Here is a 14,589-nt window from a genome sequence, read left to right as displayed (position 1 = left end):
CGCATGGCATCCACGCTCGGCAGAAGCCGCCTTGTCGCCCAGGGGCTGATCACCCGTCCCTACCCGTCCCCGGTTGATGCCCTCACCGCGTTCGGCGCCATGCAGGGCCAGGACCTGCCGGGCGTGCTGGCGTCGGCGGCGCTGCGCACCCCGTCGAACTCGGTCGACGACGTGCTAACAGCCCTCAACGAGGCCCGGATCGTGCGGGGTTACCCCATGCGCGGCACGGTGTTCCTGATGCCCGCGGCGGACGCGGCCTGGATCACTCAACTGTGCTCGTGGCCCTCCATCCGGGCGGCGGACAGGCGCAAGCAGCAGCTCGAACTGGACCAGCAGCAGCTGGGCCGTGCGCGCGACCTCGCCGTCGGGTTGCTGGGGGAGCCCTTCTCCCGGGCGGAGTTGTTCGAGCTCTGGGATGAGCACGGCCTGCGCACCAAAGGGGGGCGCGGGTACCACCTGTTGTTCCACCTCATCGCCGAGGGGACAGTCGTCTACGGGCCGTGGAACGGCACGGAGCAGGACGTGGTGTTGGCCGACGCCTGGCTGCCGCGGGGCACAGATCTGGAGGGCCGCTTCAACGGCGACCACGACGCGGCCACCGCAGAATTCCTGCGCCGCTACCTCACCACCCACGGGCCGGCCACGGTGCGCGACTTCGCGTGGTGGACCAAGTTGACGCTGGCCCAGATCCGGCGGGGCCTGGCGCTCATCGTCGGCGAGTTCGAGACCGACGGGGCGGAGGAGCCCAGCTACTGGCGTCCTGGGCTCCTGGAGGAGTCGCGGGAACTGGGCCGGGCCACGTCAGCGCCGCTGCTGCTGCCCGGTTTCGATGAGTTCGTCCTCGGCTACCAGGACCGCCTGTTCGCCATGACCGCCGACCACCACCAGCGGCTGGTCCCCGGCAACAACGGGGTGTTCAGGCGTTCGGTGGTGATCGGCGGCACGGTGGTGGGCGTGTGGACGAGGAGCGGTCGTCCGGGGAAGCGGCAGTTCGAGATCGATGCGTTCACCGACATCACGCCGGCGACGGCCTCCAGGCTCGAGAAGCAGTTCGCCGCGTTCCCCTTCGTGACCGGCTAGACGGCGGCCGCGCCGCTCTCGCCGGTGCGGATGCGGACCACCTCGTCGACCATGGTGGACCACACCTTTCCGTCGCCGACGGAGCCGGTGCGGGCGGATTCGGTGATCACCCCGATCACCGCCTCGGCCTCGGCGTCCTCGACGAGCACCTCGATCTTCACCTTGGTGATGAAGTCGATCGTGTACTCCGCGCCGCGGTAGAACTCTTTGTGCCCACGCTGCCGGGCGTAGCCCGAGCATTCGGTGACGGTCATCCCGGCGACGCCGTGGTGCGCCAGGGCGATCTGGACGGCGGTGAGCATGGTGGGCTGGACGATGGCGGTGACGAGCCTCATGAACGGGCATCCTCTCGGACAGGAACGATCAGCGTCTGCTTGACGCCGTAGGTGGAGTAGCCGACGTGGCTGAGGTCGTAGCCGGTCTCCGCGTGCACGGCGGTGTCGATGCCGTGGGTCTCGGCGGACTCCGGGACGCGCAGCCCCATCACCCGGTCCAGGACCTTGGCGATGGCGTACGTCACGGCGAAGGAGTAGACCAGCACCACGGTGGCGCCCAGCGTCTGCCGCCACAGTTGGTCGACCCCTCCGCCGTAGAGCAGGCCGGCCGTTTCGGCCGGGGAGGCCGGGTCTGCCAGCAGACCGATGGCCAGGGTGCCCACGAGGCCGCCGACGAGGTGGACGCCCACCACATCGAGCGAGTCGTCGTAGCCCAGGCGGTTCTTCAGGCTGATGGCGTAGGCGCAGGCCACGCCGGCCAGCAGGCCGATGATGAGCGCGCCCAGCGGGCTGACCGAATCCGCGGCCGGCGTGATGCCGACCAGCCCGGCCACGATGCCCGACGCGGCGCCGAGCGAGGTGGCGTGGCCGTCGCGGAGCCGCTCCACCAGGAGCCAGCCCAGCATCGCCGCCGCAGCGCCCGCCAGGGTGTTGACCCAGGCGACGCCGGCCAGCGTGCCGGCGCTCAGCGCCGAGCCTGCGTTGAACCCGAACCAGCCGAACCACAGCAGCCCCGCGCCCAGCATCACCAGGGTGAGGTTGTGTGGGCGCATCGGCACGCTGCCGAAGCCCAGTCGCGGCCCCAGCACGAGGGCCAGCGCCAGCGCGGCCGCGCCGGCGTTGATGTGGATGGCGGTGCCGCCGGCGAAGTCCATGGCCTGGATGGAGTTGGCGATGAACCCACCCTCGGCGCTGACGCTCTCGTCGAAGCTGAAGACCCAGTGCGCTGCGGGGAAGTAGACCAGCAGCGCCCACACAGCCGAGAACACGAGCCAGGCGGAGAACTTCATCCGGTCGGCCACCGCGCCCGAGATCAGTGCCACCGCGATGATCGCGAACGCGCCCTGGAAGCCGGCGAAGACGGCCGTCGGGATGGTGCCGACGACAGCATCAGGCGACATCAGCCCGTTCAGGAAGGCGTACTCGAACGGGTTGCCGAGCAGGCCGCCGCCGATGTCGTTGCCGAACGACATCGAGAAGCCGACGACGATCCACAGGACCCCGACGACCCCCATGGTGGCGATCGACATCATGAGCATGTTGAGGACGGACTTGGCTCTGACCATGCCGCCGTAGAAGAACGCCAGGGCAGGCGTCATGAGGAGCACCAGCGCTGCGCTGATGAGGACCCAGGCTGTGTCGCCGGTATCAATTTCGAGGAGTTCCATGTCAACGAATCCTCGTGGCGGCACATTTCGGCTGTGGGCACCGCAGGGTAACGAACGCGTTAGCGATCCGGGCCCAGGGTTTCAACCTGGGGTCGCGGCTATTGCGACCGCGTTAACGCCGTCGCAACAGGGCGCACCTGAGGTGCCCGCGCCCTCCGATCGTTCGCGGATTCATCCGTGCCAGTGGGGTGCCAACGAAAGCTAGATGCGGAGTATCCATCCCTCTGTCAAGACGTCCGATGCTACGCTCGAGCCGACCGCTCGATCGGGTGGTCCTGAGTCCGCGGCCGTGGGGGGCGCAACATGAAGAGACTTGTCCTACTGGCAGTTGCACTGGCTACAGGCATGAGTGCTACGGCGCCACTTTCAGCGCAGGCGCTCACCGAATGCCGTGGATCTATCCGTGAGAACATCGCGGGCGACGTCGTTGTTCCGCGAGGCGCTGAATGCGCCATTGCGGGCAGGGTTGATGGGAATATCCACGTCATGGACAGCGGATCGCTCCTGTTAGATGGAGGGTTTGTCACAGGTGACGTGACTTCCGAGCGTGCCAAAAGGATGGAATTTCGCAGCGTTCGTATCGGCGGGGACGTCGTAGATACCGAGAACCGAATGATGTTCACTCTTTATGACTCCACCGTCGAGGGTGGGGTGAGCGTCACTGGCAGCCGTGGACAGTTTCTGATCGTCGGGGCTTCGCTGATAACGGGGTCCGTCGCTGTTGCAGACAGTGTGGCCCAAGAAACTGGCGTCCCAGGGAATGTAATTGGCGGCAACTTAGTTTGTGAACGTAACGCGCCGGCGCCGGAAGCGGCTGAGATGAATATCGTATCGGGAAAGGCGATAGGACAATGCGCCTCCCTCGCAACGCCTCCATCTGTCGGCGACGGGCCCACTGACGTCTATGTGATCGAGGGGTTCCACGCGATCAACGGTCGGATGTGGCGAACCGCGTGTCAGCCGTACTCGAACACGCAGCGATGCCGAACTGAAATCCAGGCAACGGTCGTGGAGTATGAGAATGGTCAGTTCCGACAAGTGAACGGTTGGGCCTTCAACAACCTCACCTACAGGGCCACCGACCGGGCGATCTGGACCAGCAATCCGCTTGGTGGCTATGGAGTATTCCAAGGCGCCGCCACCTGGTACGGCACCGATGGGCGTAAGTGGCGTACTGAGTGCGATACCCCCGCTACAGGTCGCGGGGGATGCAGGACGTATGTCACTGCGTCAGTTGTTGAACGGCGTGACGGTGGCTACGTGTGGGTCAGCAAAGAGCTCCTGAATAACATGGTCCGTTTCAAGTAGCTGGCTCAAACTGCTCACCCAGGGCCAGCATCTGAGATCCTGCTGCGTCCGGTGCGGGGAGCTCAGCGCGGCCAGTTGGGACCAATTCTTCGCGCTCTCGTCATTCCATCAGCGGCGCTCGAGGTGATCGAGCCGCACGTGGCCGAAGTCGCCGTCGGCGAGCTCCGCCCAGCTCCCGTCGAAGGAGAACGCGGAGTAGGAGGAGGTGGGGAAGTGGCACTGGGCGTCGTCGGCGGCCGCCCGGTTGCTGGCATAGGCCAGCTCGGCCACGAGGCTGGGGATGGTGGGGGCGTGGCCGACCACCAGGAGCGCCTGCACGTCGTCGTCGGTCTCGGAGATCCGTTGGATGATCGTCTCGGTGCCCTGGTGGTAGAGGGCGTCCTGGAACTCGGCCGGGACGTCCAGGCCGAGTGCCGCGAAGGTCTGACGGGTGCGCTCCGCGGCCGAGACCAGCGCGTGGTCGACGCCGAGGGCACGCAGTTCGACGCCCGCCTCCTGCGCCTGTTGGATGCCGCGCGGGGTCAGGCGCCTGGCCTTGTCGCCGTGGACGTTGGTGGGCTCGGTGTGGGCGTGCCGCATCAGGACCAGTCGTCTCATCCGGCCACTCTACGCCCGGAAGAACGAGGGAGATTCCTGCCACATCGGCCCTGAACGGCGCGATGTGGCAGAAACCTCCCGGCGGAGGTCAGCGCTTGACGGCGACGATCAGGTCGCGCTTGATGGCGGAGTCGACGCGGTGCGCGAAGCGCTCCCAGGCGCCACCGGCCTGCACCGTGAGGCCGTTGGAGGTGAGCAGGTGCGCGAGGTCCTCCCGGGAGAGGCCGAAGGTGTTCCAGGACAGCCCCAGCGCGCCGCCGTGCATCAACTGCCCGGCCCACACCGGGATGGCCTCCTTCAGGAGCCCGGCGGGGGAGCGGTCGCGCTTGCCGGACACGCCGCGGACGTCTGTGGTCGAGCCGTGCGCGATGCCGTAGGGGGCGTCGGCCACGATCGCGTCGAAGCGCTTCTTGCCGAACAGGGCGGCCGAATCCCTGGTGTCGCCGGTGAAGGCCGTGAGAATACTCTTGCCCTCGGGGGTGGTGATCTCCGCGTCGAAGCGCTTGCCCACGTTCTTGCCCTCGCGCCGCACCGGGGTGGTGTCGGCGACGTGCTTGATCCGGCTGCGGCGAAGATACGTCTTGTAGAAGGACGCCATCATCTCGAAGGCCTTGGCGTCGCCCTCCACGCCGAACGCGTCGTGACCCAGCAGCAGGGCCATGGAGAGGGTGGTGCCGCGCCCCGCCAGGGGGTCGAGGACCTGCCGGGGCCCCGTCGGTTCGCGGGTGATCGCGGCCAGCGTCACGCTCAGCAGCAGCTGGGTGAACTGCTCGTTGGTCTTGCCCTGGTACTTCGGGATGGTGACGAGGTCGTCGTCGAACAGGAACGGCCGGGGCATCGCCACGGGACGGAGGAGACCCTCGGGCGTGGCGTCCTCGAAGAGGGCGAACGCCGCCGACTGCCGTGCGACGGTGGCCAACTGCCCCTCGTTCAGCTCAGGCGCCTGGAACGCCAGGTAGCCGACGCCCGCGATGTCCTGCTCTTCGATCTCCGTGGCGAACGGCGCGGTGATCTCGAGCTCCGCGGCGGTCAGCGGCCCGGATTCGCCGGCGTAGACACGGTTGGCAGACGGGGTGCGCAGCATCAGATAACGGGGCATCTGGTCAGTTTCCCACAAACCCCAGGCGTTATCCTTGCCAGCTATGGCTGCAGGAATGGTGGACACATGGTGGGCGAGGGCTGCGGCGGTCTTCGCGGGCGGCGCGCTCGGCACGGGGCTGCGTCTGGGCCTCCCCAACCTCATCGGGCATGAGGTGATCGCCCTGGCCGCCATCAACCTGCTCGGTTGTTTCGCGCTGGGCCTCATCTCGGGCCTCTACCGCCGCAAGGTCACCCTGGTGCGGCTGTTCCTCGCCGTCGGCGGGGTGGCGTCGTTCACGTCCTGGTCCACGCTGGCCGTGCAGTCGCTGTCCGTGGGTGGCGTGCTCACCGCGGTGCTGGAGACGGCCTTCGGCGTGTTCGCGGCGGGGACGGGCCACCTCGCCGGGTGGCGGAGCACGGTGCGGGAGCACAGGTGATCTGGTTCATCTGCCTGGCCGGAGGCTTCGGTGCTGTGGCCCGGGGCGGCGTCGACGTCATCGTGGCCCGGCGCTGGGCAGCCTGGAAGGCGACGCTGGGGGTAAACCTCGTCGGGTCCTTCATCCTGGGCGCCGCGTCCGTGCACCTCTCGGGAAGTTGGCTGGCGGTGGTGGGCACCGGGTTCTGCGGTGCCTTCACGACGTTCTCGTCAGCCTGCTGGCAGGCCGCCCGCGAGTTCGGCCGCAGGCGGCCCGAGATCGCCGTCGGTTACTCGCTGGTCACCATCGCAGGCTGTCTCTTGGCCGCCTGGACGGGGACGCTGACCGGCTGACTAGGCCAGGTTGACGTGGTGGTGCTCGTAGGGCGTGCCCTTGGCGCGCTCGAACGACGCGTGCACCTCGGCTTCGGCCTCTGCGCGGCTGGTCCAGGTGGCGCCTTCGACCGACTTGCCGGGCTCCAGGTCCTTGTACACCGAGAAGAAGTGCTCGATCTCGAGCAGCATGTGCTCCGGCACTGAAGCGAGGTCCGTGATGTTGGCGCGGCGGGTGTCCGCCGTGGCCACGCACAGCACCTTGTCGTCGCCGCCCATCTCATCCGTCATGCGGAACATCGCCACGGCGTAGCACTCGATGAGGCAACCGGGGAAGGTGGGATCAGCACCGATGACCATGGCGTCGAGCGGGTCCCCGTCGAGGCCCAGCGTGCCCTCCACGAAACCGTAGTCATAGGGGTACTGCGTCGAGGTGAACAGCACGCGGTCCAGACGCAGCCGGCCGGTGTTGTGGTCCATCTCGTACTTGTTCTTGGTGCCCTTGGGGATCTCCACCGTGACGTCGAACAGGACCCGACGGCCGGGATCGATCGGCCTCAGACCAACAGGCGCGTCTTCGCTCACTTGGGCACTCCTATGATTGGTGTCGACGACCCGCGCATCGTTGCGGGTCCCCTGCAGGATACCCCTTTGGAGGTCGGTGTGCGGAGCCGTGGACGCGTCGCGGAGTGGGTGATCACCTGGCTCGTGGTTGGTGTACTGCTCGCCGGCGGCTTCCTGGTCTCCGTGTTCCACAGGGAAGCGTTGGCCGTCACCGGCCTCACCCGCGACGGGGCCCCGGCCACGGTCAGCCCCACCCTCTTCGCCCCATCCAGCACCCCGGAGGCGACGCCTGCTGAGTCCCCGACGCCTCCCCCGGCCGGCACCGGGTTGGTGGCGGCGGTCGAACTGCCCGCGCCCGGCGTGCTGCCGGACCGCGCTGCGCTCGAGGCGAAGATCGCCGCGCTGGACACCTCGAAGCTGGTCCCGGCCGAGGGCGGTGAGCCCGTGGTCATCGGCTACGAGGTGATCGACGTCGCCAGCGGTGAAGTGGTGGCGGCGGCGCAGGAGAAGACCCCGCTGATCCCCGCGTCGAACACCAAGACGCTCACCGCGCTGGCCGTGATGAACGCGTTCGAGGGGTCTGAGACCTTCGCGACGCGGGTCGTCCAGCCGGCCCCCGGTCAGCTGGTGCTGGTCGGCGGGGGCGACCCCATGCTGCGCAGCATCGCCAACGCGGAGGGCGCCTACCCCCAGCTGCCCACCACCGAGGAACTGGCCAAGCGCACCGTCGCGGCCCTGCGCGCCGCCGGGGTGACGTCGGTCACGCTCGGCTACGACGAATCGCACTTCGCCGGCCCGGGCTGGAACGAGACCTGGCCCGAGAGCTACCGCGACCAGGTGACGGGCATCTCGGCGCTGTGGATCGACGAGGGGCGCGGCCCCAGGGGCGGCCCGCGCAGCCTCACCCCGGCCCTGACAGCGGCCACCACGTTCGCCGCTCAGCTGAGCGCCCTCGGGGTCGCCGTGACCGGCGCCCCGGCCGCAGCGCCCGGCTCGGGCGACGCGGAGGAGATCGCCCGCATCGAATCCCTGCCGGTGCACATCCTCGTGGAGCAGTTCATGCAGCGCTCCAACAACTCCTTCACCGAGGTGATGGGTCACCAGTTGGCGGTCCGGACCGGGCACCCGGCCACGTTCGCCGGCTCGGTGGCAGCCATCCAGGAGCAACTCTCCCAACTGGGGATCTGGGACGAGGGCACCGTCCTCCACGACGCCTCAGGGCTCTCGCGGGGCAACCGCTTCACCCCGAACATGCTCGCGGCGGCCCTCGCCACGCTCGCGTCGGAGCCCCAGCTCTCCGTCACCCTCGACGGGCTGCCCACCGCCGGGGTCACCGGCACCCTCGCCGAGAGGTTCGCCGACCCCGTCTCGCGCCCGGCCCGCGGTATCGCCCGGGCCAAGACCGGCTCCCTGTCGCTGGTGGCCACTCTCGGCGGCACCACTCTCACCGCGGACGACCGGCTCCTGGCCTTCGCCTTCTTCATCAACGGCACGCCGGACGGGTTCGCCGCGCGGGTCTGGACGGACCAGGCCACCGGCACCCTGGCGTCGTGCGGCTGCTGATGGAACACGCCCCCAGCATCAACTGGCGCCTGGCCCACAGGGTCGCGGCGCTGCGTCCCGACGACCTGCCGGACCTGACCTCCCGGGAACTCACCCGCCTCGTGGCGGACCTCCGCGTGACCGCTCGTCGCGCGGGGGAGATCGCGGCGAAGCACCTGGGTCTCCAAGCGGTGGGCGCCACCCGCGTCCGCGTCGTCGACTGGGACGGTTGGGGGAGGGCGGTGCGTGGCATGGCGGACGGTGCCGTCGCCGAACTGGGCCTGGGTCCGGCAGACACCGGGACCGCCGCACTGGGCTCCGCCGCGCGCAACGGCCTGCTGATCGGCGTGGGGATGCGGGCGGTCAGCCGCCGGCTGCTGGGGCAGTACGACGCCTTCACCGGCTCGGACACCCTCTACCTGGTGGCCCCCACGATCGTCGCCCACGAACGCTCGCACCGCTTCACCCCCGCCCACTTCCGGATGTGGGTGGCGCTCCATGAGCAGACCCACGCACTGCAGTTCCGGCTGGCGCCGTGGCTACGCGACCACGTGGCCGAGCGGATGCGACTGGTGGTCCACGACGAGGTGCCGCTCGGGGAGGGCCTGCTCCGATGGGCCAGAACTCGGGACGTTTCCGCCCTCCTGACCTCGGCAGACGCGGCCACCGCGATGGCGGAGCTCACCGCGACGATGACGTTCCTCGAGGGTCACGCGGACTACACCTCGGACTACGCCGGGCGCCGCCATGCGCCCACGATCCCCGGCATGCGCCGGGCCTTCGCGCGGCCGGAGCGGGCGGGGCTGCTCGCACGGCTGTCGAAGTCCCTGGACAAGAACGCCCAGTACCGCGACGGGCTGGAGTTCTGTCTGCGCGTGCAGCGGCTGAAGAACCGCGCCGCCCTGAAGCGGGCCTTCGAGCGGCCCGACAACCTGCCCACCGCGGAGGAAATCTCCGATCCGGCGCTCTGGCTGAAGCGGGTCCATGGCTAGGCGCGAGCTCGGCCAGGCCGCGCTGCGCGTCGCGCGCGCCGTCCACGCCGTGCTGCCGGAGGCTGCGGTCGTCGGGTGCTCCGGTGGGGCGGACTCGCTGGCCTTGGCGCTCGGTGCCCATTGGGCGGCGCGGCAGCGGGGCAGCAGCGTCAGGGCAGTGGTCGTGGACCACGGTCTCCAGGCGGGGTCCTCCGAGGTCGCGGCCAGGGTGGCTTCGCTGCTCGACGATCGGGGGATCGCGGCAGAGGCGGTGCGCGTCAACGTGGACGGTTCCGCCGGTGGGCTGGAGGCCGCAGCACGGGAGGCCCGGCTCGCGGCGCTCACCGCCCCCGGCCTGCCGGTGCTGCTGGGCCACACGCTCGACGACCAGGCCGAGACGGTGCTGCTGGGCCTCCTGCGCGGCTCGGGTACGCGGTCGCTCTCGGGGATGGCGGCCTCCGCCTCTTTCGCCGCAGTCCCGTCCGCCCTGGGGGGCGACGCCCGGGTCGTGACCCTCCTGCGGCCGCTGCTCGGGCTCCGGCGCGCGGACACGGAAGCCGCCTGTCGCGACTGGGGAGTGACGCCCTGGGAGGACCCCATGAACGACGACCCGAGGTTCGCCAGGGTCGCCTTCCGGCAGCACCTCACGGAGTTGGGACGGGCCGTCGGCCGCGACCTCGCGCCGTCCTTGGCGCGCACTGCGCAGCTCGCCCGCGCGGATGCCGACCTGCTCGACGAACTTGCGGCCCGGGCGGTGCCGGTCGACGGCGACCTCACCGTCGACGACCTCGACCCCTTGCCAAACGCGCTGCGCTGGCGGGTACTGCACCGCTGGCTGGCCCGGGTGTCGCCCACGGTGGAATTCCAGCACGTGCTAGCCGTCGACGCGCTCGTCACGGACTGGCGCGGTCAGGGGGCCCTCGCCGTCCCGGGTGGCCAGGTGCTGAGGGTCGGCCACCTGCTCACCGTGCGATAGGCTCGTCCTCGTGGATGCTGCAGACGTTTCAGGCGACCTCGAGAAGGTCCTCTTCACCAACGACGAGATCCAGGCCCGCGTGGCTGAGATCGCCGCCCAGATCGACGCCGACTACGTGGGTCGCAACCTGCTGTTGGTGGGGGTGCTGAACGGCGCGGTGATGGTCATGAGTGATCTGCAGCGCGCGATGCGCAGCCACGTGGAGATGGACTGGATGGCCGTGTCCAGCTACGGCGCAGGCACACAGTCCTCCGGTGTGGTGCGCATCCTGAAGGACCTCAACGCCGACCTCGAGGGCCGCGACGTCATCGTGGTGGAGGACATCATCGACACCGGCCTGACCCTCAGCTACCTGATGAGCAACCTGGCCACCCGTAACCCCGCGAGCCTCGAGATCATGACGATGTTCCGCAAGCCCGACGCCGCCCAGATGGACGTCGACGTCAAGTACGTGGGCTTCGAGATCCCCAATGAATTCGTCGTCGGCTACGGCCTCGACTACGCCGGCCGCTACCGCAACCTGCGTGACGTCGGCACGCTCGCGCCCCACATCTACGCCTGAGCCGGCACCCCGTCCGCTCTCAGCGGAGCCGGAGGTCTTGCGGCCGCTGGTAATGTGACCGTGCGCCCGCGTCAACTCAGGGCGCGTCCTTAACGCCGCCAGAGAGCTGACCCTAAGTTGCAGAGATTTTTCAAGAGCCCGTTCGCCTGGATTCTCATCAGCATCGTGTTCCTCATGCTGGGGATGCAGATGATCAGTTCAGTCACCGGCTACCAGACGGTCCCCACCTCGGAGACCCTGGAACTGCTCGCCGGCGACAGGAAGCTGACCGAAGTCATCCTGGTGGACGGCGAACAGCAGATCCAGGTCACAGACCACACCGGTAAGAAGACGCAGTCCCAGTGGGTGGGCAACCAGGTCGACGACGTGGTGCCGCTGCTCGAGAAGCGTGCCGAGGACGGCACCATCGACAAGTGGACCGGCCGCAACCCCACGCCCGGCCTGCTGCAGATGTTCCTCTACACGGGCCTGCCGTTCCTCATCATCATCCTGGTCTTCTTCTGGCTGATGCGCTCCATGTCCGGCGGCGGCGCAGGCGGACCGCTGTCCTTCGGCAAGTCGAAGGCGAAGCTGGTGTCCAAGGACACGCCCAAGACCACGTTCGGCGATGTCGCCGGCGCTGACGAGGCCGTCGAGGAACTGGAAGAGATCAAGGAGTTCCTGGCGGAGCCCGCGAAGTTCCAGAAGCTGGGCGCCAAGATCCCCAAGGGCGTGCTGCTCTACGGCCCGCCCGGCACCGGCAAGACCCTCCTCGCGCGAGCGGTCGCGGGGGAGGCGAACGTGCCCTTCTTCTCCATCTCCGGCTCTGATTTCGTCGAGATGTTCGTCGGCGTGGGCGCCTCCCGCGTGCGTGACCTGTTCAACCAGGCCAAGGAGAACGCCCCTGCCATCATCTTCATCGACGAGATCGACGCCGTCGGCCGGCACCGCGGTGCCGGCATGGGCGGCGGCCACGACGAGCGCGAGCAGACGCTCAACCAGCTGCTGGTCGAGATGGACGGCTTCGACGTGCGCGGCGGCGTGATCCTCATCGCCGCCACCAACCGCCCTGACGTCCTCGACCCGGCGCTCCTGCGCCCCGGCCGTTTCGACCGCCAGATCGGCGTCGATGCCCCGGACGCGGACGGACGCGCCAAGATCCTCCAGGTGCACGCCAAGGGCAAGCCGCTGGCCAGCGACGTGGACCTCGTGTCCATCGCCCGCCGCACCCCCGGCTTCTCCGGCGCGGACCTGGCCAACGTGCTCAACGAGGCGGCGCTGCTGGCTGCCCGCATGAATGAGGAGATGATCCGCCAGCCCATGCTGGACGAGGCCATCGACCGCGTGATCGCAGGCCCCCAGAAGCGCACCCGCCTCATGGACGACCGCGAACGCCTCATCACGGCCTACCACGAGGGCGGCCACGCCCTGGTCGCCGCGGCCATGCCGGGCAACGACCCGGTGCAGAAGGTCACCATCCTTCCCCGCGGCCGCGCGCTGGGCTACACGATGGTCATGCCGGACGAGGACAAGTACTCCCGCACCCGCGGCGAACTGCTCGACCAGATGGCCTACATGATGGGTGGCCGCGCCGCGGAGGAACTCATCTTCCACGACCCGACGACGGGCGCCGCCAACGACATCGAGAAGGCCACCAAGGTGGCCCGCGCGATGGTGATGCAGTACGGCATGAGCGAGCGCGTCGGCTCCGTCAAGCTGGGCGGCGGCGACTCGGAGCCGTTCATGGGCATGCGCGGCACGGATTCCAGCCAGGAGTTCTCGCAGCACATGGCCGCGATCGTCGACGAGGAGGTGGCCAAGCTGATCCACACCGCGCACCAGGAGGCGTTCGACGTGCTCGTGGAGAACCGAGCGGTCCTCGACGAACTCGTGCGTCAACTGTTCGCCAAGGAGACGCTGAACCGCAAGGAGGTCGACGAGGTGTTCAAGGGCCTCGCCAGGCGCGACAAGCGTCCCGCCTGGACTGGCTCCGATCTCCGCGTCCCGTCCACCGAACCCCCGGTCGAGGTGCCCCCCGCACCGGAACCGCTCCCCGAACAGCCCACGAAGCTGCCGCTGCCCGAGACAGGTCCCTCCCCGTGGGGGCCCCCCACCGCACCCCCGAGCCACTGATGGCCGTGGACCAGCCGCGCGCCGCGGCCGCCATCCGGGAACTGCTCATCGCCCTCGGCGAGGATCCCGACAGGGAGGGGCTGCTGGAGACCCCTGACCGGGTCGCCCGCGCCTGGGGGGAGCTGAGCGCCGGATACCGCGCTGACGTGACCGAGATCCTCGGCACCACGTTCGACATCTCCCACGACGAGATGATCCTGGTGAAGGACATCGAGCTCGTGAGCCTCTGTGAACACCACCTCCTGCCGTTCACCGGCGTGGCGCACGTGGGCTACATCCCGTCGACCGACGGCCGGGTGACGGGCCTGTCCAAGATCGCCCGCCTCGTCGAGATGTACGGCCGTCGCCTCCAGGTGCAGGAACGCCTCACGTCGCAGATCGCCGAGGCCCTCGTCGAGCACCTCGGTGTGCGGGGCGTCATCGTCGTGATCGAGGCCGAGCACACCTGTATGACCATGCGGGGCGTGCGCAAGCCGGGCTCGCGCACGGTGACTTCGGCGGTGCGCGGCCTGTTGCGCGACCCTGCCACCAGGGCGGAGGCCATGAGCCTGATCATCGGGCGGTGACCTGATGACACTCGTGATGGGCATCCTCAACGTGACGCCCGATTCGTTCTCCGACGGCGGCGCCTACCTGGACGCGGATGTCGCCATCACCCACGCCCGGGCCATGCTGGCCGCCGGGGCGTCCATGATCGACGTCGGCGGCGAGTCCACGCGCCCGGGCTCGGCCCGGGTGGGTCTGCGGGAAGAACTGGGCAGGGTGGTGCCGATCGTGGCCGCGCTCGCAGCGGACGGCATCACCGTCTCCGTCGACACCATGCGCGCCAAGGTGGCCTCGGCCGCCATCGACGCCGGTGCCCGCATCATCAACGACGTCTCCGGTGGCTTGGCGGACCCGGACATGCTCGGGGTGGTGGCCCAGTCGTCGGCGGATTTCGTGCTCATGCACTGGCGCGACCATTCCGCCCGGTTCCAGTCCACCGCGCAGTACGGCGACGTGGTCGCCGATGTGCTGGGCGAACTGCTCGGGCAGCGCGACAAGGCCCTCGAGGCGGGCATCCCCGAAGGCCGGATCATCCTGGATCCTGGCCTGGGATTCTCGAAGACGTGGGACCACAACTGGACGCTGCTGCGCCACCTCGACCGGTTCCAGGGACTGGGGCACCGGGTGCTGGTAGGCGCCTCCCGCAAAGCCTTCCTCGGTGAACTGCTCGGCGGCCGCGAACCGTTGGGCCGCGACGGCGCGACGGCGGCCGTGTCGTTCTGGTCCGCGCTCCACGGGGTGTGGGCGGTGCGCACCCATGACGTCGGTGGGCAGGCCGACGCCATCGCCGTCGCCCGTCGACTGGACCGCGAAGCTCCCCTCGGGAAAGAGGTCCGGTAA

The 14,589-nt window shown here is 69.0% G+C and carries 15 protein-coding genes and 1 pseudogene; 11 read left to right on the top strand and 5 right to left on the bottom strand.

Annotated features, from left to right (window positions below; all coding sequences use genetic code 11):
• Nucleotides 1–3: 3 nt before the first annotated feature.
• Nucleotides 4–1,080 carry a winged helix DNA-binding domain-containing protein gene (locus tag J7D54_RS11565; RefSeq protein ID WP_182764019.1) on the top strand — a complete coding sequence of 359 codons (1,077 nt, stop codon included), beginning with the start codon at nucleotides 4–6 and terminating at the stop codon, nucleotides 1,078–1,080.
• Here J7D54_RS11565 and J7D54_RS11560 read toward each other — a convergent pair.
• Together J7D54_RS11560 and J7D54_RS11555 are read right to left on the bottom strand one after the other, a co-directional pair.
• Nucleotides 1,077–1,415: a P-II family nitrogen regulator gene (locus J7D54_RS11560; RefSeq protein ID WP_076063044.1), complete on the bottom strand. Its 339-nt coding sequence runs from the start codon at nucleotides 1,413–1,415 to the stop codon at nucleotides 1,077–1,079. The genes J7D54_RS11565 and J7D54_RS11560 overlap by 4 nt on opposite strands.
• Nucleotides 1,412–2,743 (bottom strand): ammonium transporter, encoded by a 1,332-nt coding sequence (locus tag J7D54_RS11555; RefSeq protein WP_182764018.1) that lies wholly within the window; start codon nucleotides 2,741–2,743, stop codon nucleotides 1,412–1,414. The genes J7D54_RS11560 and J7D54_RS11555 overlap by 4 nt, the downstream gene beginning before the upstream one ends.
• Nucleotides 2,744–3,046: 303 nt before the next feature.
• On the opposite strand from J7D54_RS11555, the gene J7D54_RS11550 reads away from it, so the two are divergent.
• Nucleotides 3,047–4,051: a hypothetical protein gene (locus J7D54_RS11550; protein ID WP_182764017.1), complete on the top strand. Its 1,005-nt coding sequence runs from the start codon at nucleotides 3,047–3,049 to the stop codon at nucleotides 4,049–4,051.
• A 108-nt stretch (nucleotides 4,052–4,159) separates the two neighbouring features.
• Here J7D54_RS11550 and J7D54_RS11545 read toward each other — a convergent pair whose 3' ends face one another.
• Nucleotides 4,160–4,648: a histidine phosphatase family protein gene (locus tag J7D54_RS11545; protein ID WP_182764016.1), complete on the bottom strand. Its 489-nt coding sequence runs from the start codon at nucleotides 4,646–4,648 to the stop codon at nucleotides 4,160–4,162.
• An 88-nt stretch (nucleotides 4,649–4,736) separates the two neighbouring features.
• The gene (locus J7D54_RS11540) at nucleotides 4,737–5,747 is read right to left on the bottom strand and encodes a TRM11 family methyltransferase (protein WP_182764015.1); all 1,011 of its coding nucleotides are present in this window, start codon (nucleotides 5,745–5,747) and stop codon (nucleotides 4,737–4,739) included.
• A gap of 43 nt (nucleotides 5,748–5,790) precedes the next feature.
• On the opposite strand from J7D54_RS11540, the gene J7D54_RS11535 reads away from it, so the two are divergent.
• Nucleotides 5,791–6,165 (top strand): CrcB family protein, encoded by a 375-nt coding sequence (locus tag J7D54_RS11535; RefSeq protein WP_182764014.1) that lies wholly within the window; start codon nucleotides 5,791–5,793, stop codon nucleotides 6,163–6,165.
• A complete protein-coding gene (locus J7D54_RS11530; protein WP_182764013.1) occupies nucleotides 6,162–6,497 on the top strand; it encodes a CrcB family protein in 336 nt (111 codons plus the stop codon). Before J7D54_RS11535 ends, J7D54_RS11530 begins: the two co-directional genes overlap by 4 nt.
• Here the strand turns inward: J7D54_RS11530 and J7D54_RS11525 are convergent, their stop codons facing one another.
• The gene (locus J7D54_RS11525) at nucleotides 6,498–7,037 is read right to left on the bottom strand and encodes an inorganic diphosphatase (protein WP_255433719.1); all 540 of its coding nucleotides are present in this window, start codon (nucleotides 7,035–7,037) and stop codon (nucleotides 6,498–6,500) included.
• Nucleotides 7,038–7,139: 102 nt separating this feature from the next.
• Here J7D54_RS11525 and dacB point away from each other — a divergent pair, with 102 nt between their 5' ends.
• The 7 genes and pseudogenes from dacB to folP all read left to right on the top strand — a co-directional run bounded on the left by dacB (nucleotide 7,140) and on the right by folP (nucleotide 14,589).
• A complete protein-coding gene (dacB, locus tag J7D54_RS11520; RefSeq protein WP_182764012.1) occupies nucleotides 7,140–8,603 on the top strand; it encodes a D-alanyl-D-alanine carboxypeptidase/D-alanyl-D-alanine-endopeptidase in 1,464 nt (487 codons plus the stop codon).
• A complete protein-coding gene (locus J7D54_RS11515; protein WP_182764011.1) occupies nucleotides 8,591–9,574 on the top strand; it encodes a zinc-dependent metalloprotease in 984 nt (327 codons plus the stop codon). Before dacB ends, J7D54_RS11515 begins: the two co-directional genes overlap by 13 nt.
• Nucleotides 9,567–10,529 (top strand): tRNA lysidine(34) synthetase TilS, encoded by a 963-nt coding sequence (gene tilS / locus J7D54_RS11510; RefSeq protein WP_182764010.1) that lies wholly within the window; start codon nucleotides 9,567–9,569, stop codon nucleotides 10,527–10,529. Before J7D54_RS11515 ends, tilS begins: the two co-directional genes overlap by 8 nt.
• A gap of 10 nt (nucleotides 10,530–10,539) precedes the next feature.
• Entirely contained in the window at nucleotides 10,540–11,091 is a 552-nt protein-coding gene (gene hpt / locus J7D54_RS11505; RefSeq protein WP_182764009.1) for a hypoxanthine phosphoribosyltransferase, read from the top strand.
• Between the two features lie 117 nt (nucleotides 11,092–11,208).
• Nucleotides 11,209–13,300, top strand: a pseudogene (gene ftsH / locus J7D54_RS11500) (ATP-dependent zinc metalloprotease FtsH).
• A complete protein-coding gene (folE, locus tag J7D54_RS11495) occupies nucleotides 13,203–13,769 on the top strand; it encodes a GTP cyclohydrolase I FolE (RefSeq protein ID WP_182764254.1) in 567 nt (188 codons plus the stop codon). The pseudogene ftsH and the gene folE overlap by 98 nt, the downstream one beginning before the upstream one ends.
• Nucleotides 13,770–13,773: 4 nt before the next feature.
• A complete protein-coding gene (folP, locus tag J7D54_RS11490) occupies nucleotides 13,774–14,589 on the top strand; it encodes a dihydropteroate synthase (RefSeq protein WP_245243983.1) in 816 nt (271 codons plus the stop codon).

Origin of the sequence: Tessaracoccus sp. MC1865 (assembly GCF_017815535.1) — a bacterium.
In the GTDB taxonomy this organism is placed as follows: Bacteria; Actinomycetota; Actinomycetes; order Propionibacteriales; family Propionibacteriaceae; genus Arachnia.
Note: the sequence above shows the minus strand (reverse complement) of the source record. Positions and strands in the feature narration are given on the sequence as shown.

Coding starts and splice junctions, on each gene's coding strand:
- J7D54_RS11565 (WP_182764019.1), top strand. CDS start 4: ATGGCATCCACGCTCGGCAGAAGCCGCCTTGTCGCCCAGGGGCTGATC.
- J7D54_RS11560 (WP_076063044.1), bottom strand. CDS start 1,415: ATGAGGCTCGTCACCGCCATCGTCCAGCCCACCATGCTCACCGCCGTC.
- J7D54_RS11555 (WP_182764018.1), bottom strand. CDS start 2,743: ATGGAACTCCTCGAAATTGATACCGGCGACACAGCCTGGGTCCTCATC.
- J7D54_RS11550 (WP_182764017.1), top strand. CDS start 3,047: ATGAAGAGACTTGTCCTACTGGCAGTTGCACTGGCTACAGGCATGAGT.
- J7D54_RS11545 (WP_182764016.1), bottom strand. CDS start 4,648: ATGAGACGACTGGTCCTGATGCGGCACGCCCACACCGAGCCCACCAAC.
- J7D54_RS11540 (WP_182764015.1), bottom strand. CDS start 5,747: ATGCCCCGTTATCTGATGCTGCGCACCCCGTCTGCCAACCGTGTCTAC.
- J7D54_RS11535 (WP_182764014.1), top strand. CDS start 5,791: ATGGCTGCAGGAATGGTGGACACATGGTGGGCGAGGGCTGCGGCGGTC.
- tilS (WP_182764010.1), top strand. CDS start 9,567: ATGGCTAGGCGCGAGCTCGGCCAGGCCGCGCTGCGCGTCGCGCGCGCC.
- folE (WP_182764254.1), top strand. CDS start 13,203: ATGGCCGTGGACCAGCCGCGCGCCGCGGCCGCCATCCGGGAACTGCTC.
- folP (WP_245243983.1), top strand. CDS start 13,774: ATGACACTCGTGATGGGCATCCTCAACGTGACGCCCGATTCGTTCTCC.